This is a genomic window from Kitasatospora sp. NRRL B-11411 (assembly GCF_000721345.1).
Taxonomy (GTDB): domain Bacteria; phylum Actinomycetota; class Actinomycetes; order Streptomycetales; family Streptomycetaceae; genus Kitasatospora; species Kitasatospora cineracea.
Window position 1 is genome coordinate 1 of record NZ_JOGH01000117.1, and the last position, 22,580, is coordinate 22,580.

Genomic DNA, 22,580 nt, shown 5'->3' on the forward strand with positions numbered 1-22,580 from the left:
GCCCCACCTCGGCAACAAAGCCCCCGCCCCCTCCACGCACCTCCCTCCCGCCCGACTGCGAGCATGGTCCCGTCGGCAACAAGGCCGGAATATCGAGATGTCGACCGGGGAGACCGGATGGAGCTACGGCAGCTGCACTGCTTCGTCGCCGTCGCGGAGGAGTTGCACTTCGGGCGCGCCGCCGAGCGGCTGCTGCTCGGCCAGCCCGCCGTGAGCCAGCAAGTGCGGCGGCTGGAGCGCGAGTTGAGGGTCGAGCTGTTCGACCGCTCGCCGCGCCACGTGCGGCTGACCCCGGCGGGCAAGCGTTTCCTGCCGGCGGCCCGGAACGTGCTGGCGGCCGAGGGCGCGGCCCGCGCCCTCGCCGCCGACCTGGCCGCGCCAACCGTGTTGCGGCTCGGCACCGTCACCGGCCTCGGAGAGCGGCTGGACGACATCCTGGACGCCTACCGCCGACAGGCCCCGACCGTGCGCGTCGAGCTCGACTCGCTCCCCGTCCGGGAGCGACTGACCCGCCTCGCGGACGGGCGGCTCGACGCCGCGTTCGTCCGTGGCACCGTCCCGAACCAGGACCAGACCCAGGACCGGAACCCGGACCAAGCCCAGAACCAGGCCCCGGACCTGCGCTACCTCCCGCTCTGGCAGGACGAGTTGGTGATCGCCCTGCCCGCCGGGCACCCGCTCGCCGACCGTCCCGAGGTCGACCTCGCCGACCTCGCCACCCTGCCCCTGCTGCTGACCGAGCGCCGCAACCACCCGACCCTGGTCGACCTGGTGACGGCGGCCTGCGCGGAGGCCGGTTTCCGGCCGCTGCTCGGCCCGCCGCACAGCACCCTGCAGAACACTCTCGCCTCGATCGGCACCGGCGCCCCGATGTGGACGGTGGTGTACGCCGCCAATGCCCGGATGACCAACACCCGCCGGATCGCCTTCCGCCCGTCCCGCACCCCGCTGACCCTGCCGATGTCGCTCGCCGTCCGACGCTCCGCCCCGCTGCCCCGGCTGCTCCTCGCCACCTGCCGCAACCCACCAGGAGTCGAAGATGCCGATCGTCACCATTCAGCAGGGCCCGCGCCAGGTCGAGCAGAAGCGCGAGTTGGTCGAGCGGATCACCGCGGCCTTCGTGGAGACCCTCGAGTGCCCGGCCGAGAGCGTGCTGGTGTGGATCCAGGAGTACCCGGCCGAGAACTGGGGCAAGGCCGGCAAGCTCACCGCCGACCGGTAGCACCACCGCCCCGGGCGGCGCGCGGTGTCCGAGCACCCGCGCCGGCCCGGGACGGCCGCACCGCACCGCGCCGCCTCACTCCCCCGGCGGCCGCACCCAGGGCGCCCGCCGCTGGCCCGGCTCCACCTGCTCGCGCCAGTACCGGAAGACCACCCCGGTAACGGTCTCCAGCCGCCGGGCCGCGATCAGCCCGGTCTCCGGACCCGCCCCACCCGCATCACACTCGAACGCGACCAGCACCTCCGGCATCCCCCCAGCCACCTCGCCCACCCCATCCGTCCCGCCCATCCCAACTGCCCCGGCCACCCGTTCCACCTCGGCCGCCGTCGCCTCCCGGAACACCGGATCCATGAAATACTCCGGGCACTGGACGAACACCGGTTCGTGGAAGCGCAGTTCGAGCCCGTGGTGGTACGACAGGTCGAAGTCCGCACCCAGCACGAACAGCCCCGGCTGCGCGGGCAGCACGTCCCACTCCCACCACGGTCCCTCCGGCAGTTCCGGCACCACCCGCACCACCCGCACCACTCCTCACCTCCCGGGGAACCGTTCCTGGACGATGACGCACTCGCCCTCGCCGACGGGCTCCTCGAAGTCGGCGAAGTAGCGTTCCAGCAGTTCGTCGGAGACGGTGACGCTGTTCGCGTCGTCCCGCCGGTTGCGGTCGGCCAGCCGGCGTCGCAGGGTCGCAAGATCGGCCTTGAGCCGGATCAGCTCCCATCGGCATCCGTGGCGCTCGATCGCGGCCTTGTACCGGTCCCGGGTGGCCCGGCTCCAGAAGCTGTAGTCGATGACGGTCGGCAGCTTCGCCTCCAGCAGGCGGATCAGCTCCTCCCACAGCTCCTGCTCGATGGCGGACTTGAGTCGCTCGTACTCCGCCGGGTCGAGGTCGGCCCCGTCGCGCCCGGTGCGCGCCCACACCACCTCGTCGATCGACAGCCGGGTGTAGCCGCGGCGTTCGAGGTCCTGCGCGTAGGTGCTCTTGCCCGAGCCGGGCAGGCCGCACATCATCACGACGAGGCCGCGCTCCGTCCCGTCCAGGTGCGGCAGAAGGCCCACTTCTTCCATGCGGGCGAGGCTAACGCGCAGGCGGGCGGTCGTGCTCGGGGTTTCCCCGGTACCGACTCGTGCCCGCCCGACCGCGTCCCCTCCCCGTCCGCCGGAGGTCAGAGTTCGTCCGCCCAGGGCGGGTTGGCTCCGGCGACGGCGACCGTCCGGGCGGCGACCCGGGCGGCGAAGGTGCAGGCGTGCTCCAGGTCCGCGGGGGTGAGGGAGTCGAGGCGGCCGCCGAGGTGGCCCTGGGCGGCGAGCGAGTGGAGCAGGCCGGCGGTGAAGGCGTCGCCCGCGCCGACGGTGTCGGCCACCGGTGTCGCGGGGGCGGGGACCTGGATCCGGTGGCCGTCCAGCGAGGCCAGCGCGCCGCGTTCGGCGAGCGTCACCACGACCAGGCGGGCGCCCGCCGCGTGCCAGCGGTCGCAGGCGTTCTCGGGGGCGGTGCCGGGCAGCAGGGTGCGCAGGTCGTCCTCGCTGAGGCGCAGCAGGTCGGCCAGGGCGCACCAGCGGTCGAGCCGCTGCCGGTAGGTGTCGGGGTCGACCAGCAGCGGGCGGACGTTGGGGTCGACGGAGACGGTGGTGTGCGGGCGGGCGGCGGCGAGCAGGTCCTCGATCCGCGGGCCGCCGGGTTCGCGGACCAGGGCGAGCGAGCCGGTGTGCAGGCACACCGAGCCGTCCTGGCGGGCGGTGGCGAGTTCGGTGCCGGTCCACTGCCAGTCGGCGGTGGCCTCGGCGTGGAAGGAGTACTCGGCGCGGCCGTCGTCGTCGAGCGCGGCCACGGCCAGGGTGCTGGGTTCGGTGGCGGTGACGGTACCGGTCAGGTCGACGCCGGAGCCGGTCAGGTGGGCGCGGAAGAGGGCGCCGAACGGGTCGGCGGAGATCCGGCCGACGAACCTGGTCGGCGTGCCGAGCCGGGCCAGGGCGACGGCGGTGTTCGCCGGGCCGCCGCCGGGCAGCACCCGCAACGCCAGTTCGCCCGGCCGGGCCCCGTCGCGTTCAACGAAGGCGTCGGCGACGCACTCGCCGACCACGGTGATCTGTCGACCCGTCACGGCGATCTGCCGACCCGCCACGGCCATCTGCCGACCTGCCATCGAAACCAGCCTCCCAACAGGGCGAACGCACATCCGGCGGTCCGGACTCCATCACCGCGACCCGCCCGTAGTCAACGCGCGGACCACCGCCCGGGTCACCCCGGCGGTACCGGTCCGGCGCCGATGTACGTTTCAGCTGTACGTTTCAGCGCACCGGAGTGGACAGCCACCTTCAAGTGGGAGCGCTCCCAAGACTCTTGACGACCTAGCTCCCCGTCTGGCTTCATATGGCAAGCCCGTGCGAGCAGTCAGTGGGAGCGCTCCCGATCTTCCCCCACCACGACCGGCCGCCCCACCCCGTCCGCCCCACGGGCCGCACGACCGAACACCGCGCACGTCACCCACGTCGTGCACGCCACGCACGTCATGCACGACCGAGCACCGCACACGTCACGAACACCGCGCACGTCACGAACATCACGAACGTCACGAACATCACGAACGTCTCGGACCACCCCACCCCCACCGGACGCCCCCACCCGCGTCCAGAGAGGAACGAGACCCATGCGCCTCCAGCTGCGCCGGCGCCTGTCGCGCCGGTTGGCGGGCTGTGCCGCGGCCCTGGCCGCCGCGCTCGTCACCACGCTCGCCGCCCCGGCGGCACCCGCGGCCCAGGCCGCCACCACCAATGCCGGCTCCGCCACCACGGCCGCCGCGTCCACCGCCGGAGCCGGCTACTGGCACACCAGCGGCCGGCAGATCCTGGACGAGGCCGGGAACCCGGTGCGGATCGCGGGCATCAACTGGTTCGGCTTCGAGACCTCCAACTACGTGCCCCACGGGCTGTGGAGCCGCGACTACAAGTCGATGATCGACCAGATGAAGTCGCTGGGCTACAACACCATCCGGATGCCGTACAGCGACGACATCTTCAAGGGCACCACCCCGTCCAGCCTGAACACCTCCGGCGGGATGAACGCCGACCTGGTCGGCCTGAGCTCGCTCGGCGTGATGGACAAGCTGGTCAACTACGCGGGCAGCATCGGCATGAAGGTCATCCTGGACCGCCACCGTCCGGACTCCGCCGGGCAGTCGGCGCTCTGGTACACCGCCTCGGTACCGGAGACGACCTGGCTGGCGAACCTCAAGTCGATCGCCGCCCGGTACGCGAACAACCCCGCCGTGATCGGCATCGACCTGCACAACGAGCCGCACGACCCGGCCTGTTGGGGCTGCGGCGACCAGGCCACCGACTGGCGGCTGGCCGCCCAGCGCGGCGGCGAGGCGGTGCTGTCGGCCAACCCGAAGCTGCTGATCTTCGTCGAGGGCGTGCAGAGCTTCAACGGCAGCTCGTACTGGTGGGGCGGCAACCTGCAGGGCGCGGGGCAGTACCCGGTCCAACTGAGCGTCCCCAACCGGGTGGTGTACTCGGCGCACGACTACGCGACCAGCGTGGCGCAGCAGACCTGGTTCTCCGACCCGAGCTTCCCGTCGAACATGCCGGGCGTCTGGGACAAGAACTGGGGCTACCTGTTCAACCAGAACATCGCGCCGGTGTGGGTCGGCGAGTTCGGCACCACGCTCCAATCCACCGTCGACCAGGCGTGGTTGAAGGCGCTGGTGCAGTACCTGCGGCCGACCGCGACGTCCGGCGCGGACTCCTTCCAGTGGACGTTCTGGTCGTGGAACCCCAACTCCGGTGACACCGGCGGCATCCTGAACGACGACTGGACGACGGTCAACACGGTCAAGGACGGCTACCTGGCCTCGATCAAGGCGCCCGGCTTCGGCTCCTCCACCGGCGGCAACCCGGGCGGCGGCGACGTCCAAGCCCCGTCCGTCCCGGGAGGGTTGGCGGTCGGCGCCACCACGGCGAGCAGCGTGTCGCTGTCCTGGACGGCGTCCACCGACGACACCGCGGTCACCGGCTACGACGTGTACCGCAACGGCACGAAGGTCGGTTCGCCGACCGGAACCTCCTACACCGACAGCGGGTTGAGCGCGGCGACGGCGTACAGCTACACCGTCCGGGCGAAGGACGCGGCGGGCAACGTCTCGGCGGCCTCGGCCGCGGTGACGGCGACCACCGCGACGGCCGGCGGCGGGACGAACGCCGGGTGCTCGGCGGCGGTCAGCCTGAACGACTGGGGCAGCGGCCTGACCGCGACGGTCACCGTGACCAACACCGGCACCACGGCCGCCACGGGCTGGCAGGTCTCCTGGACGTGGCCCACCAGCCTGCAGATCACCAGCAGTTGGAGCGCGAACGTGACCCGCAGCGGGCAGACCGTCACCGCGACGAACCTGCCCTACAACGGGGCGCTGGCCCCGGCGGCGTCCACCTCGTTCGGCGTCCAGGCGACCCGGACCGACGCGTCGGCCGCGGCCACCGCGACGGCGGTGTGCACCGCCACCTCCTGACCGGCTCCCCCCAGCATGCCCGTCCGCCGCCGACCGGTTCCTCCGGCCGGCGGCGGACGCGTTCGCACCGCGGAGCGGAACGGTTCAGCCGGTACCGCGGGACGGGACGGTTCAGCCGGCGCGGCGGAGCGGGACGGTTCAGCCGGTACGGCGGGCCTCGAGGAAGCCGGAGCCGTCGAAGCTCCCGGTGGACGGCAGCCGGCGTCCGAGCGCGTCGGCGAGCGCGGTGATGGCGGTGTACTCGGTCCGCCAGCCGTGGGCGTCCAGCCAGTCGGCGGTGCCGGCGCCGAGGCCGCCGCGCCACAGCGCGGTCATCTCGGCGAGCGGCCCCTCGGCGGTGACCTGCGAGACGTCGCGGCCCTGCTCGGTCAGCAACCGGCTGCCGGGGGCGGAGAGTTCGCCGACGGTGGTGAGCAGCCGCTCGGCCTGGTCGGCCTCCAGGTAGACCAGCAGGCCCTCGGCCAGCCAGGCGGTGGGCTGCCCGGGGTCGAAGCCGGCCGCGACCAGCCGGTCCGCCCAGTCGGGGTCGGCCAGGTCGGCGGGCAGCGCGGTGCGGGCGCAGGCCGCGGCGGCCCCCTGTTCGTCGAGGACCTCCTGCTTGAAGTCGAGGACGGGCGGCAGGTCGACCTCGAACAGCCGGGTGCCGGTCGGCCAGGCCAGCCGGTAGGCGCGGGTGTCGAGCCCGGCGGCGAGCAGCACCACCTGGCCGGTGCCGGCGGCGAGCAGCCGGTCGTCGTAGAAGCGGGTGCGCATGATGCCCCGGGCCACCAGCCACTGGGCGAGCGGCCCGGCCGGTCCGGCGGTGGGCATCGGGGTGCCGGAGGCCGCGATGAACGCCAGGGCGTAGGGATCGGTGAACAGCGGGTCCGGCCGACTGCTCTCGTAGGCCCGGACCCGGGCCACCGAGAGCGCGGTGCGCGAGACGGGGCTCAACCGGGCGGCCCGGGGCGCGTCGGGGCCTGGGCCGGGTTCGGGTTCGGGTTCCGCGGGCTCGTTCGTCGTCATGCCCACCAAACTACATCGCCACAGATGCATCTGTGAAGATACATCCGCGCCGATGGACGATGGATACGTCGGCACCCGCTCGCCGCGCCTCGGCCCCGACCCCGACCTCGGCCCCGACCCCGGCCCATCAGTTCCAGTACATCAGTCCTGATGCATCAGCACCGATGCAGTGGCGCGCTAGCCTGTCCGCCATGGACGGCGTACGACTTCTGCGACTGGGCAAGCGGCTGACCGAGCTGGGCCGGGCGATGGTCACCGAGCACGCCTCGGCGACGCTCACCCCGGGCGAGATCGCGGTGGTCTCCGACGTGTACCAGCACCCGGGCAGCTCGGTGCAGGACATCCGGGTCCGCACCGGCTTCGCCCAGAGCCACGTCTCCACCTCGGTGGCCCGGCTGCGCGAACGCGGCCTGCTGGACGCCGAACCCGACCCCGCCGACGGCCGCCGCACCCTGCTGTCCGTCTCCGCGCCCGCCCGCGACTACGTCCGCGCCCGGGCCGCCCGCCCCGCCGAACCGCTCCTCGCCGCGGCCCTGCCCGACCCCGCCCAGGCCCGGCGGGCCGCCGAACTGCTCGACGAACTCGCTACCCTGCTGCTCCCCGCCCCGCCACCGCCCGCCCCCTGACCGGCCCGCACCCTGACCCGGCCCGCACCGGCCCCGCCGATCAGGGCAACGGCGCGGCCGCCGGACGGGCGGGCCCCGCCACCGTCGGTGAGCATGGAACGGACCGAACGCCCATCGGGTCCGAGCCCAGCCCAGCCCACGGAGGCCGTGAATGATCCAGATCGCCGACATCAGGGAGTGGCGCAGCCACGACGTGGTCGACCAGGACGGCAAGAAGATCGGCAGCCTGGAGAACATCTACGTCGACACCGCCACCGACGCACCGTCCTTCGCCACCGTGACGATCGGCCTGCCCGGCCGGCACCGCCTGGTGTTCGTGCCGGTCGCGGACGCGGTGGCCGGCCCCGGCTACCTGCGGGTGCCGTTCAACCGCGGCGAGGTGAAGAACGCCCCGTCCATCGGCACCGACGACGTGCTCACCGCCGAACAGGAGCCCGAGGTCTTCGCCCACTACCACCTCGACTACGCCACCGGCGCGGGCGGCGAACGCCGCCTGGCCCGTCGCTGAACCCCGCCGTTGAACCCCGCGGGCGGGCCGGTCGGGAGTCCGGCCCGCCTCAGGCCGACAGCAGCCCGGCCAGCCCGCCGTCCCAGTCGATCCGCTCCGACTCGCCGCCCAGCGGCACCGCCTCGGCGGTGGCGGCCAGGAACGCCGCGAGTTCGGCGCGCCCGACGGTGAGCACCACCGCGGCGGCCCCGTGCCCGAGCACCAGGCCCAGGCAGTCGCCGTCGAGCGGTGCGCAGCGGATGTCGCCCTCCCCGACCGGCCCGTGCAGCGCGGCCAGCAGCGTCTCCCGGGACAGCACCCAGCTGGCCCCGGCGGCGCGCGGGCCGAAGTCGAGGCGCACCGCGTACGGGTCGTCGGGCAGGTAGCGCCAGTCGGTGTCGAGGGCGACGGCGCTGCCGTCGGGGGCGAGCAGGTGCAGGACGAGCTGCTCGGTGACGGGGCCCATGGCGGTGCTCCCTTCCGGGTCGTTTCCGTGGTGCACGGGGGGTTCAGGCGGTTCAGGCGGTTCAGGCGGTTCAGGCGGCGAGGTGCTGCCGGTGGTCCTCGACGTGGGCCTTGAAGGCGGCGAGTTCGTCGATGACCCGGCGGTCGGTGAAACCGAGGCCCTCGACCAGGTGGTCCCACAGGCCGTGCGGTTCGGTGTCGAGCTGGAGCATCAGCCGGGTGGCGTGGTCGGTGACGCGGTGGAAGGTGACGACTCCGGAGTGTCCGGGCAGGTCGGGACCGCCGCTCCAGGCGATCCGGTCGGGCGGCAGCACTTCGGTCGCGGTGGCGCCGCGGTCGGCCCCGCCGCGCATGCAGGCGGGCAGCGACGAGCGGGCGGTCCACTCGCGGTAGACGGTGCCGATCGGCGCGTCGATCTCGATGGATTCCTCGATCCGGCCCATGGGTGTTCCCTCCTCCTCCGGAACATCCGGAACGCAGCGAACGTCCCGGAACATCCTGTAACGTCCGGAGCGCGGCCGCCGGGTGCGGTCCGCGTCCGGGACCCGTCTGCCCCGCCCACCGCCGCGCATGCACGTTCGAGCGCACCGTTCGCCGAACCCCGCCGCCCGGAAACCGCCCCGGAACCACCCCGGGAGTAGTCTTCACAGAATGTCCACACGGGTGGCAGGCATGAGCGGCGATTGCCCGGGTACCCGGGGACGGACTGGCCGGAGACGAGGAAAGGACTGGCATGCGCGTGCCCACTGATGAACTTCTCCTGACCGCCCCCATCGAGGCTGACTCCGACCGACTCGGAGCGCCCTCCGCCGTACCGGCCCCCAGGGCCGCCGCGGCGGACGTCCGCGTCCCGGGGCTCGACCCGGAGCTGACGGCGCTGCTCGCCGACCCCGCCCACACCACGCCCACCGACGCCCGCGAGCTGACCCGGGTGCTGCTGCGGCGGCTGGCCGACCTGGAGGAGGGCACCCGGGAGTTCAGCTACGTCCGCTCCACCCTGATCGAGCTGAACCTGACCCTGGTCCGGTTCGCCATCCGCCGCTTCGGGCACAGCAAGGAGCCGTACGAGGACCTGCTGCAGGTCGGCTCGGTCGGCCTGATCAAGGCGATCGACCGGTTCGACCCGCACCTCGGCGTCGAGTTCACCACGTACGCGGTGCCCACCATCGTCGGCGAGATACGGCGCCACTTCCGGGACACCACCTGGTCGGTGCACGTGCCGCGCCGCCTGCAGGAGCTGCGCCTGGACCTGGCGAAGGCGCAGGACGCGCTGGCCCAGACGCTGGACCGGGAACCGACCGTCGCCGACCTCGCCGAGCACCTCTCGATCTCCGAGGAGGAGGTGATCGAAGGGCTGACCGCCGCGAACGCGCACACCGCGGGCTCCCTCGACCTGACCTCCCCGGGCGAGGGCGACGGGCAGCAGCCCGCCGAGCGGCTCGGCCGGGTGGACGGGCGGTTCGCGCTGGTGGAGAACCTGGTCGCGCTGAAGCCGCTGATCGCCGAACTCCCGGAGCGGGACCGGGAGATCCTGGCGATGCGGTTCGGCGAGGATCTCACCCAGTCGCAGATCGGCGCCCGCCTCGGCCTGTCCCAGATGCACGTGTCCCGGCTGCTGTCCCGGACGCTGGCCCGGCTGCGCACCGGTCTCGACGCGACGGACTGACGGCCCGTCGATTCTCGTTGCTGCGACGGCTTCCGCCGTCCGCACCTCCCGCACCGGGCACCCCCGTCTCGACCGCCGTGCCCGCCGGTGCGTAAGGTCGAGGCAGGTCGGTCGAAGGAACAGGACGAGGATGCCAGCCGAGAACATGCCCGTAGCCCCTCTGGCGGTCGACGTCCGGCGCACGCCCTCCAGAGCCGCCGTGTGCGTGCTCTCCGGCGATCTGGACATCGAAACCCTGGCCCCCGCCCGGGAGGCGCTCGACCTGCTGGTCGCCGAGCGTCCCCGTGCGCTGGTCGTCGATCTCGGACGGGTCGACTTCTGCGACTCGTCCGGGCTGAACCTGCTGCTCCAGACCAGGATGGCCGCCGCCGACGAGGGGCTGTCCTTCCAACTGGCGGCGCTCTCCGGGCCGGTCCGGCACCTGCTCGAACTGACCGGCGCGAAGGCCGTGTTCACCATCCACGAGACGGTGGACGCGGCCCTCGCGGCGGACGGCTGACCGGGCCGCCGTGCCTCCAGCCACCAGCCGCACCCGCACACCGTCGGCCGCACCGGGCATAATCCGGGCACGGCCGGGAAACCGAACCGTGAGAGCGAACCGTGAGAGCGCCGTCGAGAACGAAGGGAACCCGCACGTGACACCGAGCCGGGGCACCCTGGACGGCGACCGTCCGGACGCCGGGTCGGCGCTGCCCCCCGGCGGGCAGCGCCGACGCCTGCGACTGGCGGGCGTCCCGCGCCCGGTCGCCCGGGCCCGGGCGTTCACCGCGGAGGCGCTGGGCGACTGGTCCTGGGCGGCGCCGCCCGACCCGGACCTCGCCGAGGACGTCGTCCTGCTGGTCGCCGAACTGGTCGGCAACGCGATGCTGCACGCCGGCGGCCCGCTCGAACTGGTCCTCGACGCGACGCCCGAGCGGCTGCGGATCGAGGTCTCCGACACCTCCGAGGTGCTGCCCACGCTGCGCACCCCGCACCGCCCCGGCCTGCCCGGCGGGCACGGGCTGTACATCGTGCAGCGCACCGCCGACCGCTGGGGGGCGGACCTGCACGCGCAGGGCAAGTCCATCTGGGCGGAGATCGACGTCGCCCGGCTGCTCGCGTAGCCGTCGGCCGCCCGGCCGTCTGGCCGTCCGGCTTCAGCTGTACCTCGCGCACGGCGGAGGCGGTCCCCGTACCTTCCGGGGACCGCCTCCGCCGTGTTGTCGCCGCGCTCTCCGGGCCGCGCCCGTACGCGGTCAGCGGACGCGGTTGCGCCGGCGGCGGCGCAGCATGCTGCGCCGCTCCTCCTCGGTGCAGCCGCCCCAGACGCCGTAGCGTTCGCGGGCGGCCAGCGCGTGCCGCAGGCAGCGTTCGCGGACGGGGCAGCGCGCGCAGACGGCCTTGGCGGCGCGGTCGCGGTCCTCGTGGGCCTGGCCGCGCTCCCCGGCCGGGTGGAAGAACAGCTGGGAGTCGGCGGCGCGGCAGGCGCCGGCGAACTGCCAGTCCCACTCCTCCTCGACGGCGCCGGGCAGGCGCGAGATCACGGTCATCGGGTGCTCCTTCCGTCGGACGGTCCGACCAGCGGTGAACAGCCGGTCAGATGAACGGATGTTCTGTCCGTCTAACCGCGATCCGTCGGCCGAAGCACCCGTCCCGGCCGGAAGCACCCATTCCGACCGGAAGCACCCGTCCGGGCCGGAAGCACCGGTTCCTACCGGGGCGCCCGCTCCTCCGGGGGCGCCCTGCCCGGCGCGGCCGCTCAGCCCTCCTCGGGCTCGGGCGGCGAGGAGACCGGCACGGCGAACTCGGGGCCGTCCTCGGGGGACTTCTCGCTCTCGTCCGGCGGCGGCGAGCCCTCGGCGGTCATCCGGGCCTCCGGGGTCTCGGTGGGCGGCCACTCGTCGGCCGGCGCGCCCTCGTGGGTCCCGTGCGTGTGCTGCTGCGACATGCTCTCTCCCGCGGCTTCGTCTCGGCCCCCCTCTTCTCTCCATCCTGGCCCCCGCGGCGCACCACCGCCCCACCCGGAGCCCGGCGGCCACCGGCGTGTCGGGACCGCCGCGCCCGGGCCGGGGTACGCGGAGCGGGCCGGGACGGGTGCCGGCTGGCGGGTTCGGCGGGGACGGGGCACGGTGGTGGGACGGGGGGTGCCGTGCACCGCCGCGAGAGGAGAGGCCATGTCGTCGAAGCGCCGCCGCAAGAAGAAGGCCCGCGCGAGGCGCGGAGCGAACCACCGCCGTCGGCCCCAGTGCTGACCGCGGGACGCCCCGCCCCCGCCGTCGACCACTGACGACGCCGAAGCGGCCGCCGCACCGGAACCCCAGCCCCGGTGCGGCGGCCGCTTCACCGTGTCCGGCCCCGCCGCCACCGCTGCCCCGCCGCCCCACTACCTGCCACCTGCTCTACCTGCTACCTGCTACCTGCTACCTGCTACCTGCTACCTGCTACCTGCACTCAGTGCTACCTGCGCTCAGCCGCGCGCGGCGCCCGCCCGGGCGGTCGGGGTGCCGGCGGCGCGGGCCGTCGCGGCGGCCCGGATCGGGGACAGGCCGCACGCCCAGACCATGACCGTGCCGAGCAGCCGGGCCAGCGGCCGGTCCCAGAGCCGGCGCACGGCCCAGGGGCGGTGGATGCCGAGGCCGCGGCGGGCCCAGCCGGGCAGCAGGCCGACGGCCGCGTTGGTGAGGACCCGGACGGCGAGGCGTTCGCGCCGGGTGCGGCCGAAGTCACGCAGCAGGGCGACGGCCTCCAGCGCCTCCGGGGTGGCATGCAGCGCGCCGCGCACCCCGGCCAGGTAGCGGGCGAGTCCGGCGCGCGAGACGGGGACGCCGTCCGCGCCCAGGAGTTGGCCGATCTGGGCGACCTCGGCGAGGTAGTCGTCGCTCTCCGGCCCGCTCAACCTCCCGTGCCCGGCGAAGACTTGGTAGCCGGCCAGGAAGCAGGCGGCCTCCGCGGTGTGCACCCAGCACAGCAGGTCGGGGTCGTCGGCCCGGTACGGGCGGCCCTCGGCGTCCCGGCCGCGGACGTGGCCGTGGACGCGGCGCACGCCCGCGATCGCGGCCTCGGCGGCGGCGGAGGAGCCGAGCGTGGTGGTGGAGACGAAGCGGGCGGTGCGGTGCAGCCGGCCGACCGGGTCGGTGCGGTAGTCGGAGTGCTCGGCGACGGCGCGCATCGCCACGGGGTGCAGCGACTGCAGCATCAGCGCGGCGAACCCGCCGACCAGCATCCCGGCCGGGTGCGCGTGCACCCGCCACACCACGCTGGCGGGCCCGAACAGCCCGGGGTCGCCGGCCGGCCGGTCGTAGCGCTCCAGGTGCAGGTCGGCGCCGTGCACCGTGGAGTTGATCTCCCGCAGCAGTCGGCGGCGCACCGCCTCCACCGGCCGCCGCCACCCGGCGCCCGGTGCGATCCGTCCGGCCGCCACCCGCCCGTCCGCGACCCGTCCGTCCGTCATCCCGCACCGCCGTTCCCCGGTCCGCCCCGGCCGCGCTCCGGCCGCTCGCCGCCACCCTACGTCGGGGCGGTGCCCGGGCGGGACGGTCCGGACGGGACGGAAAGCGCCGGAGGGCGGGGACGGAAACGGGGCTGACAGTTCGCCGATCGGCGGCTACGATCACCGACGATGACTACGCATGGATTGGAGGTCCCGTCCTGCCGAAGTGAGTGCTGATGCACGACACTTCCCTCCTGGACGAGGACACTCGGAACAGTTTCTGGTCGCGCGTGCGGCGTTTCGCCGTCCCCCCGACCATGATCGATACCGCCACCGCCCGCCGTGCGCTGGGCGATTGGGGCGGGGCCTGCGCGGCGGCCGGTTGCGATCCGGAGTTCGAGCTGCGCGCCGTCTCCCGTACGTACGGGGCGGAGCTGGCCGGACGGCTCCGGGCCGACCTGCGGCAGTTGGCCCCGGACCTGCTGCGCTGGCACCTACCCCGGACGGCCCCCGACGGGCTGCTGCGGCCCGGGCTGACGCTGACCCTGGCGCGCTACCCGCGCGACGGGGACGCGGCGCCGCTGCACCTGGTGGCCCGGACGGCACCCGCTCGCGCGGCGGCGGCCCAGCGCGTCGCGCTCGCGCTGTGGGACGCCGACGCCCGCCCGCCCGGGCGGCCCCGGTCCCGCCCCGATCCGCGCTTCCGCCTGGACCTGCACCGGCACCTCTGGGACGCCCACCGCGCCCCCGAACTCGCCGACCGCACCGCCGACCTGACGGACAGTCAGTTCGCCGATGCGTCCTGGGAGTTCGAGGCCGGGCTGCTGCGTACGGCGGACGGCCTGCCCGCCGGAGCCCCCGTCGCGGTACGGCTCGCCCACCGGCGGTACCTGCTGCTCGGCGCACCTCCGGACACACCGCCGCAGGTGCCGCGCATCCCGCCCGGCCACCTGGTCCTGCCGGACGCCGCGACGTGGACGCCGCCCGACCTGCTGCTGCTCCGCACGGGGCTGCTCGGGCCGGACGCGCTGCACCCGCTGGTGGCCGCCGCGCTCGTCCCCGGCCACCGGCCCGTCCAGGGCTCCCGGAGCCAACGACCGGGCGACGATGGGGTGTTGACGGTGCAGTGCCGGGGCGTGCCGCACCGGATCGCGGTGGTCGACGGGGTGCTCGTCCCGCTCGACCACGACCCGGAGCAGCTGCGGCGCGAGGAGGCCCTGGCGGCGTTCGGCGGCCCGCCGCTGCCCTGCCTGCGGGCGATCGACCGCGCGCACCGGCAGCCGGAGGACCTGGACAGCATCCGGCAGCGCCTGCTGCACGGTGACCGGGCCGGAGCGCTCGCCGCCGTACGCCAACTCATCGGCCCGGACGCCGTCCTGCGCGACGGGGCGCTCTCCGAAGCCCTGGACGACGACACCCGCCGACGCCTGGTCGGCAGCCTGCACACGGTCGGCCTCGGCCCCGGCGACAGCCGCTTCCACGCCATTCCCGTTCCCCTTCCCCACACCCCGCGCCCGCACGGCCGCACCCACCGACAACGCCTCCGGCCGCCCCGCCCACTGCGGCACCCCTGGCGGCACTGACCGCGCGCCGGCCGCCAACGCCTCCGGCCGCCCCCGCCGGTGGGCCGCACCACGGCCCCGCCGCGCCCCCGCACGCCTTCTCCCCGTCCCCGAGCACCCAGGTGGATCACCCATGACTTCTTCCCCTTCCCTCTCCTCCTCCGCTTCCCCCTCCATCTCCCCTTCGCCCCAACTCGCGCTCGCCGAACGGCTGCTGGGCCTCCTCAAGGAGTCCGCCACCGAGCCCCGCCAGGACCTGCAGATCGAGGCGCTGACCCTCGCGGTGGCCGCCGATCTGCCGGTGCTGCTGTGGGGCGAGCCCGGCATCGGCAAGACCGCCGCGCTGACCCAGCTCGCCACCGAACTCGACCTGCCGCTCACCACGGTGATCGCCAGCGTCCACGAGCCGTCCGACTTCTCCGGCCTGCCGGTGATCGGCGACGACCCCGCCGTGCAGGGCGTGCCGCTGGCGCCGCCGGACTGGGCGGTGCGGCTGGTGCGGCAGGGCCGCGGGCTGCTGTTCCTCGACGAGCTGTCCACCGCCCCGCCGGCCGTGCAGGCCGCGCTGCTGCGCCTGGTGCTGGAGCGGCGCATCGGTGCGCTGCAACTCCCGCCGGGGGTAAGGATCGTGGCGGCGGCGAACCCGCGCGGCTCGGCCGCCGACGGCTGGGAACTGAGCGCACCGCTGGCCAACCGCTTCGTCCATCTGGACTGGGTGCACGACGCCGAGGTGGTGGTGCGCGGCCTCGGCGGGGTGTGGCCGCGCGCCGAGCTGCCCCGGCTCGATCCCGAACGGCTGCCCGCCGCCGTGGAGTTCGCCCGCCGCGCAGTGTGCGGGCTGCTCACCGTCCGGCCCGAGCTGACCCACCGGCTGCCGAGCGCCGAGACCAGGCGCGGCCGGGCCTGGCCGTCGCCCCGCAGCTGGGAGATGACCATGCGGTTGCTCGCGTTCGGCTCGGCGGCCGGCTCCTCCCGGGAGGTGCTGTCGTTGCTGGTGCGCGGCACCGTCGGCGACGGCCCGGGCCTCGAACTGCTGGCCACCGTCGACCGGTTGGACCTTCCCGCGCCCGAGGACCTGCTCGCCGACCCGGCCGCCGCCGTCCTGCCGCAGCGCGGCGACCTGCGGCAGACCGTGCTGGACGGGGTGGTGGCCGCCGTCCGGTCCCGTCCGACCCGCGAACGCTGGGACGCCGCCTGGGCGTTGATGGCCCGGGCGCTGGAGAGCAGCCCTCCGGACGTGCTGGTGGTGCCGGTGACCACGCTCGCCTCGCTGCGCCAGGACGCCTGGGAGGTACCGGAGTTGATCAACCGTTTCACGGGCGCGCTCCAGGTCTCCCGCCGGGCCGAACGCTCGGCAGCCCGGGTCCCGGCCGTCGCGGGCCGCCGATGAACGCCCCGGTGAGCGACCCGGTGAACGCCCCGACGGGTGCGCAGGCGGGTGCGCCGGCGGGTGCACGGGCGGGTGCGCCGCCGCTCGCGCTGGACACCGAGAAGCTGTTCGCGGCCCGGCTGCACGCCGTCCGGGCCCGCCCGTACCTGGCGACGGCGCTGTTCGCCATGCACGTGGTGGAGTCGTCCCGGGTGCCGACCATGGCGGTGGACCGGCACTGGCGCTGCTACGTCTCGCCCCGCTTCGTCGAACGCACCTCGGAGGAGGTGCTGGCCTCGGTCTGGGTCCACGAGGTCTCGCACCTGCTGCGCGACCACGCCCGGCGCGGCGACCGGCTGCTGCGCGCGATGGACCGCGAGGGGCCCGGCGCCCGCCTCCAGGTCAACCTGGCGGCGGACTGCGAGATCAACGACGACGCGTTCGGCGACGGCCTGGTCCGGATCCCCGACGCGGTCTACCCGGACACCCTCCGGCTGCCCGCGAACCAGCTGATGGAGCAGTACGCGCGGCACTTCTCCCTGGACAGCGAGTACCAGCACCTGGTGTGGCTGGAGTGCGGCAGCGGCGCGGACGGGTCGGAGCGGGAGTGGGACCTCGGCCCGGACGGCGCGCACGGCCTGAACGACCAGGAGCGCGACCTGGTCCGCTTCCGGGTCGCCCGGGGCATCACGGCCCGGCCCGGCCGGGCCCCCGCGGGCTGGCGGCGCTGGGCCGACGAGGTGTTCCACCCGCCGCAGCCGTGGCGGCAGTTGCTCGGCGCGGCGATCCGCTCCACGGTCGCGGCGGCGGGCGCCGGCGAGGACTACAGCTACGGCCGCCCGTCCCGCCGCTCGACCAGCCTGCCCGGGGTGGTGCTGCCCTCGCTGCGCCGCCGCCCGCCCCGGGTCACGGTGGTCGTCGACACCTCCGGTTCGGTCAGCGACCGCGAGTTGGGCTCGGCGCTGCTGGAGACCGCGGCAATCCTGCGCGCACTGGACGGACGGCGCGACCTGGTCTCGGTGATCTCCTGCGACGCGGCCGCCCGGACGGTCCGGGAGGCCGCCGCCGACAGCGGCTGGGTCCTGATCGGCGGTGGCGGCACCGACCTGCGCAACGGCTTCAGCACGGCACTGCGCCGCCGCCCCGCCCCCGACGTCATCGTCGCCCTGACCGACGGCCAGACCCCCTGGCCGAGCTCCCCGCCGCCCTGCCGCACCGTCATCGGCCTGTTCCCCCGCCCGTACACCGGCTCCGCGGCCGACGATGAGGACAACCCCGACTACCGGCCGGACACCCCGCCGGACTGGGCGAAGGTGGTCACCCTCTCCTGACCCGCCTGCCTTGCCTGCCTTGCCTGCCTTGCCTGCCTCTCCTGACCGGCGGCCGCGGCCTCAGAGCGGGCGGAAGCGCAGCGTGTCGCCGGGGCGGGCCTGCGCGGCCGCGTCGAGGTCGGCACGGCGGACCACCGCGACGACCGGGTACCCGCCAGTGACGGGGTGATCGGCGAGGAACAGGATCGGGCGGCCGGACGGCGGCACCTGCAGCGCGCCGCGCACCATGCCCTCGGAGGGCAGCTCGCCGCTCCGGGCCCGCTCCAGCGCGGGGCCGTCCAGCCGCATGCCGACCCGGTCGCTGTCGCCGGTCACGGTGTACGGCTCCCCGTACAGGGTGCGCAGCGCGGCGGCGGTGAACCAGTCGTCGCGCGGCCCGGGGACGACGTGCAGCACCAGCGGCCCGGCCGGTTCGCGCCGCGGGGCGTGCTCGGCGGCGGGCCAGCCGGTGGCGGCGGTGCCGACGGGCAGCAGCCGACCGACGGCCAGCCGTTCGGGGCCGAGGCCCGCGAGGGTGTCGGTGGCACGGGAGCCCAGCACGGCGGGAACGTCCAGGCCGCCGCGGACGGCGAGGTAGACGCGCAGGCCGCGGGTCGGCGTACCGAGGCGCAGCCGGGCCCCGGCGGGCACCGTGAACGGGGTGCGTCCGGCGACCGGGCGCTCGTCCACCCGGGCCGGGCAGTCGGCTCCGGCGAGAGCACAGGTGATGGTGCGGTGAAACTCCAACTCGACGCCGCCGAGCGGCATTTCGAGCCCGGCGACGTCCTCCGGGTTGCCGACCAGCCGGTTGGCGAGACGCAGCGCACCCCGGTCAGCCGCCCCGGAACGCCCCACCCCGAGCGCCGCCAACCCCGGACGCCCCAGATCCTGCACGGTGGCACCGTACCCGGCCCGCACCACCAGCAGCCCGGCCGCGACCTCGTTCACCCGTGCCCTCCCTCGTCTTCGCCCACGTCTCCCTCTCCCCTGCGGCCCCCTCCCCCGCCTTCTGCTCGCCTGCGGTCTCCTCCCCCGCCGCCTCCTCCTCCCCTGCCATCTCCTCTCCCGCCGTCTCCTCCCCCGCCGTCGACCGCGACGAAGCGCACGGCGGTGCCGGGGCGCAGCCGGGTGGGCGGGTCGGCGGTGGTGTCCCAGAGCGGGAGGTCGGTGGTGCCGAGCAGTTGCCAGCCGCCGGGCGAGGTGCGGGGGTAGACGCCGGTGTACTCGTCGGCGACGGCGACCGCGCCGGTGGGGACGCGGGTGCGAGGTTCGGCGCGGCGGGGGACCTGCAGGCGCGGGTCGAGGCCGGTGAGGTAGGCGAAGCCGGGGGCGAAGCCGCAGAACGCGACGCGGTAGTGCCCGGCGGTGTGGCGGGCGACGACCTGGCCCGGGGTGAGTCCGGTGAGGCGGGCGACTTCGGCGAGGTCGGGGCCGTCGTAGCGGACCGGGATCAGCACCGTCTCGGCGGCTTCGGCGGGCGGGGCGGCGCGCAGCGGCAGCGCGGTGACGGCGGCGCGCAGGCGCTGCCAGTCGGTGGCGGCCGGGTCGTAGTGGACCAGGACGGTGCGGGCGGCGGGGACGAGTTCGCCGACGCCGGCGGGCGGGGTGTCGCGCAGGGCGGCGTGCAGCCGCTGGGCCTGTTCGGCGTCCTCGGTCTCGATCAGGACGGCGTCGCTGCCGCACCGCAGTACCCGCACCGCATCCGTCCCGTCCGCCGTGCGCGCCCGGCGCGGGTGTGCCGCGTGCGTGCGCCGCCGCCTCCCGGGCCCGGCGCGCTGTTCCGTCTGTCCACCGGCCGTCAGGTGCCCAAGGTACCAAGCCGCGTGGGCCCCGGACTCATCTGTTGGACGTCGGCTGCCGGGGTGCCGGTGTTGCGGGCATGGTCCGGCCGCGGCCCCCGCCCGCTCGGTGTGCGGGGGTCGCGGCCGGGGCGTCCGACGGTGGCCACGCTCCTCCGCCGGGCGCCTCCCCGGTCAGGCCGGGGTGGCTTCGCGTTTCGCTTCCCGGCGCAGCACGCGTCGGCGGCGGGGTTGGTCGGGGAGCCAGCCGAAGGCGAGGCTGCTGCCGATCAGGCCGAGCAGCAGGCCGATGAAGAAGCCGCCGAGGTTGGAGGTGACCCAGGTGCCGAGGGTGGCGAGGGCGGCGAGCACGGAGTAGAAGACCCGCTGGACGGGGTGGAAGATCAGCAGCAGGCCGCAGAGCACCATGAGCGCGGGGACGATGTATCCGGCCAGGCCGAGCATGCCGATGCGGATGACCATGCGCATCGGGGCCTTCTCGGTGAACAGGATCTCGGCGCCGGCCAGGACGACCAGCAGTCCGCCCCAGAACGGCCGGCGTCCGCGCCAGCCGGCGAAGCCGCGCGGGACGGGCGCCGCCGCGGGGGTCTCGGCGACCGTTTCGCCGGTGCCAATGCCGGTGCCTGTGCCCGCGCCTGCGCTTGTGCCCGCGCCTGCGCCTGTGCCTGTGCCTGTGCCGTCAGCCGGGACGCCGGTGGTGGTGGCTGGGGTGTCGGCGGGCCGGGCGGCCGTGGTGTCGGCCGCCCGGTCCGGTGCCGGTCCGGGTTCAGCAGCCATTGCCGCTGAAGCTGAGGTGCATGTTGGGCAGGCGGAAGGTGCCGGCGGTGGTGGCGTAGTTCTGCTGCCGGAAGTGGTCGACCGCCACGGTGTCGCCCTGCTGGCCGAACATTCCGGGCGGGCCGGCCACGCCGCCCTTGTCGAAGGTGCTGGCGTCGCGGCCGACTTCGAGGTTCTTGAACTCGGCGTCACCGCTCATCAGGTCGGAGTCGGTGGTGAGGTTGTCGGCGGTGACGGGGGTGCCCTTGTCGCCGGCCGTGATCAGCAGGTTGATGCCGCCCAGGTTGACGCTCTGGCAGAGCTTGGTCAGGGAGGCCTGCTTGACCACGGTCTGGATCAGGAACAGCTGGCCGCCGGTGTCGCCGGCGTTGGGGCTGTTCTCGATCATGTTGTCGAGGGTGCCGAACTGCTCGAACCCGCTGCCGTCCAGTCTGTCCGCGGTGACCTCGAAGGCCATCCCCGAAATGGCGAACTGGGTGGCCAGGACGTTCTGCGCGGTCAGGGTCACCAGGATGCCCGCGGTGACGCAGGCCGGTACCGCCATGAGTGCGGCGCGGCGCAGTCGGACCCGGCCGCGCCCGGTCGTGGTGGCGGCGGATTGTTCTGCGGAGGGTGCCATGGAGGGCTCCTGAGGGTCGGGTGGGGGATCCGCAGCCCGTCGGCGGTGAGGGCCTGGCGTGGATGGGATTCGCCAACTGCGGTGCCTGGCAGTTCAGTTGACGATCTTTCTCACAACCGGCGAGCTGACTGGAAGTTACCCCGGGGTACAGGGCGGGTCAATACTTCGCGCACCGTCCGGGAATTCCTGAACCACAGTCAATTCCTGTGACTGGTGGTGCAGTTGGAAACCCGATGTGATCGAACTCCACTCACCTTCCTTCCAACTTCCGCTCTTCTCCTTGACGTTGCCCCGGCAAGCCGCCTAGAACTTGGCGAGTACCCGGCGGTAACCAGGCCTCGCGGCCGCACCCACCGGGTCGTTCCCGTTCCGGGCCCGGCGCGCGCTCCCGCACTCCCCCGTACCCCCGTACGGAGGCGCCGCGTTCCCGGTACGGCGGACCGCTCCGGCGCAACGGTGGCAGTCGTGCGCCCTCGGCCCGGTCGCTCGTGGCGTCGAGCGCCCTGATCCCCCAGGCCCAACCGCCCACCCGCTCAGCAGCTCGGCATCGCTCGGCACCACCGCCCGGCCCGCCTCGCCCTGCCCTGTCCTGCCCTGCTCAGCCGTGCCCCGCCCTGCCCCCGCCCTGCCTTGCCCTTGCTCAGCCCTGCCCCCTGCCGTCAGGAGTCCCCCGCCATGCGCGCCAGCACGCCCACCCCTGCCGCTTCCACCCCCTCCGCCGTCTCGCCCGCAGCCGCGCCCCGCCGCCGGCGCCGCCGCCTGCTGCCACCGGCCGCCGTCCTCGCCGGCGCCGCACTACTGGCCGGTGTCACCCCGGGATCCGCCTCCGCCGCCACCACGGCGGCGCCCGGCGCGCCGTACACCGGCATGGGCAACTGTCCGGTCGCCGCGCCCGCCATGACCAACCCGGAGAACCTCCAGGTCGGCTGCCTGGTGTCGGTGACCAACGCCGGGAAGTTCACCCTCGGCAGCACCGTGGTGGCGTTCAACTCGCCGATCACGCTGCAGTTCGGCTTCTACTGGGACAAGTCCGCGCCCGAGGTGTCGTTCCCGGACGGCAGCAGCGCCAACCAGTACACCGTGGTGCCGCCCACCAGCGCGCCGCTGCTCAGCGCGCCCATGGTGCAGATCAACATCCCGGGCATCCAGAACTTCCTGCCAGGCATCACCAGCGTCTTCGCGCAGGTCGAACTCGCGGGCCCGGTCACCAAGTTCACGCCGCTGGCGACCGGCGAGCCGTACCCGGTGTTCCAGCTGCCGATCAAACTGCACCTGTACAACGCGCTGTTCGGCGCGCACTGCTACGTCGGCTCGGACTCGGCTCCGCTGCTGCTCAAGCCGACCACCGGCGCGACCACCCCGACCGGCTCCACCCCGCCGATGACCGGCGACCCGGGCACCCTGGGCTACGACCCGGACCCCAACGGGCACAACGCGCTGGTCATTTCGGAGACCAACGCCTCCCTGGTCGACAACACCTTCGCGGTGCCCGGCGCCAACGGCTGCGGCCTGCTCGGCTCGCTGAACCAGATCATCGACTGGACGATGGGCCTGCCCGCGGCGCCCGGCAAGGACTCGGTGAGCTTCCAGCAGACCAACGCGTCCTTCGTCCTGGACACCGACGTCGCCGACCTCACCGCCGCGCTGCGCGACAGCGCCGCGCACTGACGGCCCGCCGGTCCGCCCCGCGCCACCTCCGCCACCTCCGCCACCCACCCCGCCCCGCCGGGCCGCACCCGCCCCACCAGCGCCATCC

At 74.5% G+C, this 22,580-nt stretch carries 24 protein-coding genes and 1 pseudogene; 12 read left to right on the forward strand and 13 right to left on the reverse strand.

What is annotated here, in order from left to right; genetic code table 11:
* Positions 1 to 117: 117 nt before the first annotated feature.
* Positions 118 to 993, forward strand: a pseudogene (locus IH44_RS44805) (LysR family transcriptional regulator); the annotation flags it as partial.
* Between the two features lie 46 nt (positions 994 to 1,039).
* Complete coding sequence (gene dmpI / locus IH44_RS0132750) at positions 1,040 to 1,222, forward strand: 4-oxalocrotonate tautomerase DmpI (protein ID WP_030463432.1); 183 nt, start codon at positions 1,040 to 1,042, stop codon at positions 1,220 to 1,222.
* Between the two features lie 75 nt (positions 1,223 to 1,297).
* Here the strand turns inward: dmpI and IH44_RS0132755 are convergent, their stop codons facing one another.
* The 3 genes from IH44_RS0132755 to IH44_RS0132765 all read right to left on the reverse strand — a co-directional run bounded on the left by IH44_RS0132755 (position 1,298) and on the right by IH44_RS0132765 (position 3,369).
* Positions 1,298 to 1,741 carry a hypothetical protein gene (locus IH44_RS0132755; RefSeq protein WP_030463433.1) on the reverse strand — a complete coding sequence of 148 codons (444 nt, stop codon included), beginning with the start codon at positions 1,739 to 1,741 and terminating at the stop codon, positions 1,298 to 1,300.
* A 12-nt stretch (positions 1,742 to 1,753) separates the two neighbouring features.
* Positions 1,754 to 2,290 (reverse strand): ATP-binding protein, encoded by a 537-nt coding sequence (locus IH44_RS0132760; protein WP_030463434.1) that lies wholly within the window; start codon positions 2,288 to 2,290, stop codon positions 1,754 to 1,756.
* A 98-nt stretch (positions 2,291 to 2,388) separates the two neighbouring features.
* Positions 2,389 to 3,369 carry a carbohydrate kinase gene (locus IH44_RS0132765; RefSeq protein WP_232795175.1) on the reverse strand — a complete coding sequence of 327 codons (981 nt, stop codon included), beginning with the start codon at positions 3,367 to 3,369 and terminating at the stop codon, positions 2,389 to 2,391.
* A gap of 504 nt (positions 3,370 to 3,873) precedes the next feature.
* On the opposite strand from IH44_RS0132765, the gene IH44_RS0132775 reads away from it, so the two are divergent.
* The gene (locus IH44_RS0132775; protein WP_030463436.1) at positions 3,874 to 5,730 is read left to right on the forward strand and encodes a cellulase family glycosylhydrolase; all 1,857 of its coding nucleotides are present in this window, start codon (positions 3,874 to 3,876) and stop codon (positions 5,728 to 5,730) included.
* 138 nt (positions 5,731 to 5,868) lie between these two features.
* On the opposite strand, the gene IH44_RS0132785 is transcribed toward IH44_RS0132775, so the two are convergent.
* A complete protein-coding gene (locus IH44_RS0132785; protein WP_081967270.1) occupies positions 5,869 to 6,735 on the reverse strand; it encodes a class I SAM-dependent methyltransferase in 867 nt (288 codons plus the stop codon).
* 191 nt (positions 6,736 to 6,926) lie between these two features.
* On the opposite strand from IH44_RS0132785, the gene IH44_RS0132790 reads away from it, so the two are divergent.
* Positions 6,927 to 7,361 (forward strand): helix-turn-helix domain-containing protein, encoded by a 435-nt coding sequence (locus IH44_RS0132790; RefSeq protein WP_030463438.1) that lies wholly within the window; start codon positions 6,927 to 6,929, stop codon positions 7,359 to 7,361.
* A 151-nt stretch (positions 7,362 to 7,512) separates the two neighbouring features.
* Positions 7,513 to 7,869 (forward strand): PRC-barrel domain-containing protein, encoded by a 357-nt coding sequence (locus tag IH44_RS0132795; RefSeq protein ID WP_030463439.1) that lies wholly within the window; start codon positions 7,513 to 7,515, stop codon positions 7,867 to 7,869.
* A 49-nt stretch (positions 7,870 to 7,918) separates the two neighbouring features.
* Here the strand turns inward: IH44_RS0132795 and IH44_RS0132800 are convergent, their stop codons facing one another.
* On the reverse strand, positions 7,919 to 8,314 hold the full coding sequence (locus IH44_RS0132800; protein WP_030463440.1) for an SsgA family sporulation/cell division regulator: 396 nt from the start codon (positions 8,312 to 8,314) through the stop codon (positions 7,919 to 7,921).
* 70 nt (positions 8,315 to 8,384) lie between these two features.
* A complete protein-coding gene (locus tag IH44_RS0132805) occupies positions 8,385 to 8,756 on the reverse strand; it encodes a hypothetical protein (protein WP_051817763.1) in 372 nt (123 codons plus the stop codon).
* A 290-nt stretch (positions 8,757 to 9,046) separates the two neighbouring features.
* Between IH44_RS0132805 and IH44_RS0132810 the strand changes: the two genes are divergently transcribed.
* The 3 genes from IH44_RS0132810 to IH44_RS0132820 all read left to right on the forward strand — a co-directional run bounded on the left by IH44_RS0132810 (position 9,047) and on the right by IH44_RS0132820 (position 11,082).
* Positions 9,047 to 9,979, forward strand: coding sequence for a SigB/SigF/SigG family RNA polymerase sigma factor (locus IH44_RS0132810; protein WP_030463442.1), 933 nt, complete (start codon positions 9,047 to 9,049; stop codon positions 9,977 to 9,979).
* A 145-nt stretch (positions 9,980 to 10,124) separates the two neighbouring features.
* Positions 10,125 to 10,478: an STAS domain-containing protein gene (locus IH44_RS0132815; protein ID WP_030463443.1), complete on the forward strand. Its 354-nt coding sequence runs from the start codon at positions 10,125 to 10,127 to the stop codon at positions 10,476 to 10,478.
* Positions 10,479 to 10,614: 136 nt separating this feature from the next.
* On the forward strand, positions 10,615 to 11,082 hold the full coding sequence (locus IH44_RS0132820) for an ATP-binding protein (RefSeq protein ID WP_030463444.1): 468 nt from the start codon (positions 10,615 to 10,617) through the stop codon (positions 11,080 to 11,082).
* Between the two features lie 132 nt (positions 11,083 to 11,214).
* On the opposite strand, the gene IH44_RS0132825 is transcribed toward IH44_RS0132820, so the two are convergent.
* From IH44_RS0132825 to IH44_RS0132835, 3 genes are all read right to left on the reverse strand, one after another.
* Positions 11,215 to 11,508, reverse strand: coding sequence for a WhiB family transcriptional regulator (locus tag IH44_RS0132825; protein WP_030463445.1), 294 nt, complete (start codon positions 11,506 to 11,508; stop codon positions 11,215 to 11,217).
* 209 nt (positions 11,509 to 11,717) lie between these two features.
* Positions 11,718 to 11,906 carry a hypothetical protein gene (locus tag IH44_RS0132830; RefSeq protein WP_030463446.1) on the reverse strand — a complete coding sequence of 63 codons (189 nt, stop codon included), beginning with the start codon at positions 11,904 to 11,906 and terminating at the stop codon, positions 11,718 to 11,720.
* 519 nt (positions 11,907 to 12,425) lie between these two features.
* Positions 12,426 to 13,409 carry an oxygenase MpaB family protein gene (locus IH44_RS0132835; protein ID WP_232795176.1) on the reverse strand — a complete coding sequence of 328 codons (984 nt, stop codon included), beginning with the start codon at positions 13,407 to 13,409 and terminating at the stop codon, positions 12,426 to 12,428.
* A 296-nt stretch (positions 13,410 to 13,705) separates the two neighbouring features.
* On the opposite strand from IH44_RS0132835, the gene IH44_RS0132840 reads away from it, so the two are divergent.
* The 3 genes from IH44_RS0132840 (at position 13,706) to IH44_RS0132850 (ending at position 17,650) form a co-directional block, all read left to right on the forward strand.
* Positions 13,706 to 14,971 (forward strand): hypothetical protein, encoded by a 1,266-nt coding sequence (locus tag IH44_RS0132840; RefSeq protein ID WP_157852548.1) that lies wholly within the window; start codon positions 13,706 to 13,708, stop codon positions 14,969 to 14,971.
* Positions 14,972 to 15,083: 112 nt separating this feature from the next.
* Positions 15,084 to 16,340, forward strand: coding sequence for a MoxR family ATPase (locus IH44_RS0132845; RefSeq protein ID WP_030463449.1), 1,257 nt, complete (start codon positions 15,084 to 15,086; stop codon positions 16,338 to 16,340).
* The gene (locus IH44_RS0132850; RefSeq protein ID WP_081967272.1) at positions 16,337 to 17,650 is read left to right on the forward strand and encodes a VWA-like domain-containing protein; all 1,314 of its coding nucleotides are present in this window, start codon (positions 16,337 to 16,339) and stop codon (positions 17,648 to 17,650) included. The genes IH44_RS0132845 and IH44_RS0132850 overlap by 4 nt, the downstream gene beginning before the upstream one ends.
* A 60-nt stretch (positions 17,651 to 17,710) precedes the next feature.
* Here IH44_RS0132850 and IH44_RS0132855 read toward each other — a convergent pair whose 3' ends face one another.
* The 4 genes from IH44_RS0132855 to IH44_RS0132870 all read right to left on the reverse strand — a co-directional run bounded on the left by IH44_RS0132855 (position 17,711) and on the right by IH44_RS0132870 (position 20,824).
* Entirely contained in the window at positions 17,711 to 18,577 is an 867-nt protein-coding gene (locus IH44_RS0132855) for a biotin-dependent carboxyltransferase family protein (RefSeq protein ID WP_030463451.1), read from the reverse strand.
* Positions 18,574 to 19,326, reverse strand: a complete 753-nt coding sequence (locus IH44_RS0132860) for an allophanate hydrolase subunit 1 (RefSeq protein WP_081967273.1) — start codon at positions 19,324 to 19,326, stop codon at positions 18,574 to 18,576. The genes IH44_RS0132855 and IH44_RS0132860 overlap by 4 nt, the downstream gene beginning before the upstream one ends.
* Positions 19,327 to 19,602: 276 nt before the next feature.
* The gene (locus tag IH44_RS0132865) at positions 19,603 to 20,205 is read right to left on the reverse strand and encodes a DUF6114 domain-containing protein (protein ID WP_369795025.1); all 603 of its coding nucleotides are present in this window, start codon (positions 20,203 to 20,205) and stop codon (positions 19,603 to 19,605) included.
* On the reverse strand, positions 20,195 to 20,824 hold the full coding sequence (locus tag IH44_RS0132870; RefSeq protein ID WP_030463454.1) for a DUF6230 family protein: 630 nt from the start codon (positions 20,822 to 20,824) through the stop codon (positions 20,195 to 20,197). The genes IH44_RS0132865 and IH44_RS0132870 overlap by 11 nt, the downstream gene beginning before the upstream one ends.
* A gap of 675 nt (positions 20,825 to 21,499) precedes the next feature.
* On the opposite strand from IH44_RS0132870, the gene IH44_RS0132875 reads away from it, so the two are divergent.
* Complete coding sequence (locus IH44_RS0132875; protein ID WP_030463455.1) at positions 21,500 to 22,492, forward strand: hypothetical protein; 993 nt, start codon at positions 21,500 to 21,502, stop codon at positions 22,490 to 22,492.
* Positions 22,493 to 22,580: the final 88 nt, after the last annotated feature.

Excerpts from the sequence above, each read along its gene's own strand:
- IH44_RS0132850 (WP_081967272.1), top strand. The coding sequence starts at position 16,337 with ATGAACGCCCCGGTGAGCGACCCGGTGAACGCCCCGACGGGTGCGCAG.
- IH44_RS0132875 (WP_030463455.1), top strand. The coding sequence starts at position 21,500 with ATGCGCGCCAGCACGCCCACCCCTGCCGCTTCCACCCCCTCCGCCGTC.
- IH44_RS0132760 (WP_030463434.1), bottom strand. The coding sequence starts at position 2,290 with ATGGAAGAAGTGGGCCTTCTGCCGCACCTGGACGGGACGGAGCGCGGC.
- IH44_RS0132830 (WP_030463446.1), bottom strand. The coding sequence starts at position 11,906 with ATGTCGCAGCAGCACACGCACGGGACCCACGAGGGCGCGCCGGCCGAC.
- IH44_RS0132865 (WP_369795025.1), bottom strand. The coding sequence starts at position 20,205 with ATGGCTGCTGAACCCGGACCGGCACCGGACCGGGCGGCCGACACCACG.
- IH44_RS0132800 (WP_030463440.1), bottom strand. The coding sequence starts at position 8,314 with ATGGGCCCCGTCACCGAGCAGCTCGTCCTGCACCTGCTCGCCCCCGAC.
- IH44_RS0132810 (WP_030463442.1), top strand. The coding sequence starts at position 9,047 with ATGCGCGTGCCCACTGATGAACTTCTCCTGACCGCCCCCATCGAGGCT.
- IH44_RS0132870 (WP_030463454.1), bottom strand. The coding sequence starts at position 20,824 with ATGGCACCCTCCGCAGAACAATCCGCCGCCACCACGACCGGGCGCGGC.
- IH44_RS0132790 (WP_030463438.1), top strand. The coding sequence starts at position 6,927 with ATGGACGGCGTACGACTTCTGCGACTGGGCAAGCGGCTGACCGAGCTG.
- IH44_RS0132845 (WP_030463449.1), top strand. The coding sequence starts at position 15,084 with ATGACTTCTTCCCCTTCCCTCTCCTCCTCCGCTTCCCCCTCCATCTCC.
- IH44_RS0132775 (WP_030463436.1), top strand. The coding sequence starts at position 3,874 with ATGCGCCTCCAGCTGCGCCGGCGCCTGTCGCGCCGGTTGGCGGGCTGT.
- IH44_RS0132805 (WP_051817763.1), bottom strand. The coding sequence starts at position 8,756 with ATGGGCCGGATCGAGGAATCCATCGAGATCGACGCGCCGATCGGCACC.
- IH44_RS0132815 (WP_030463443.1), top strand. The coding sequence starts at position 10,125 with ATGCCCGTAGCCCCTCTGGCGGTCGACGTCCGGCGCACGCCCTCCAGA.
- IH44_RS0132795 (WP_030463439.1), top strand. The coding sequence starts at position 7,513 with ATGATCCAGATCGCCGACATCAGGGAGTGGCGCAGCCACGACGTGGTC.
- IH44_RS0132835 (WP_232795176.1), bottom strand. The coding sequence starts at position 13,409 with ATGACGGACGGACGGGTCGCGGACGGGCGGGTGGCGGCCGGACGGATC.
- IH44_RS0132825 (WP_030463445.1), bottom strand. The coding sequence starts at position 11,508 with ATGACCGTGATCTCGCGCCTGCCCGGCGCCGTCGAGGAGGAGTGGGAC.
- IH44_RS0132785 (WP_081967270.1), bottom strand. The coding sequence starts at position 6,735 with ATGACGACGAACGAGCCCGCGGAACCCGAACCCGAACCCGGCCCAGGC.
- IH44_RS0132765 (WP_232795175.1), bottom strand. The coding sequence starts at position 3,369 with ATGGCAGGTCGGCAGATGGCCGTGGCGGGTCGGCAGATCGCCGTGACG.
- dmpI (WP_030463432.1), top strand. The coding sequence starts at position 1,040 with ATGCCGATCGTCACCATTCAGCAGGGCCCGCGCCAGGTCGAGCAGAAG.
- IH44_RS0132840 (WP_157852548.1), top strand. The coding sequence starts at position 13,706 with ATGATCGATACCGCCACCGCCCGCCGTGCGCTGGGCGATTGGGGCGGG.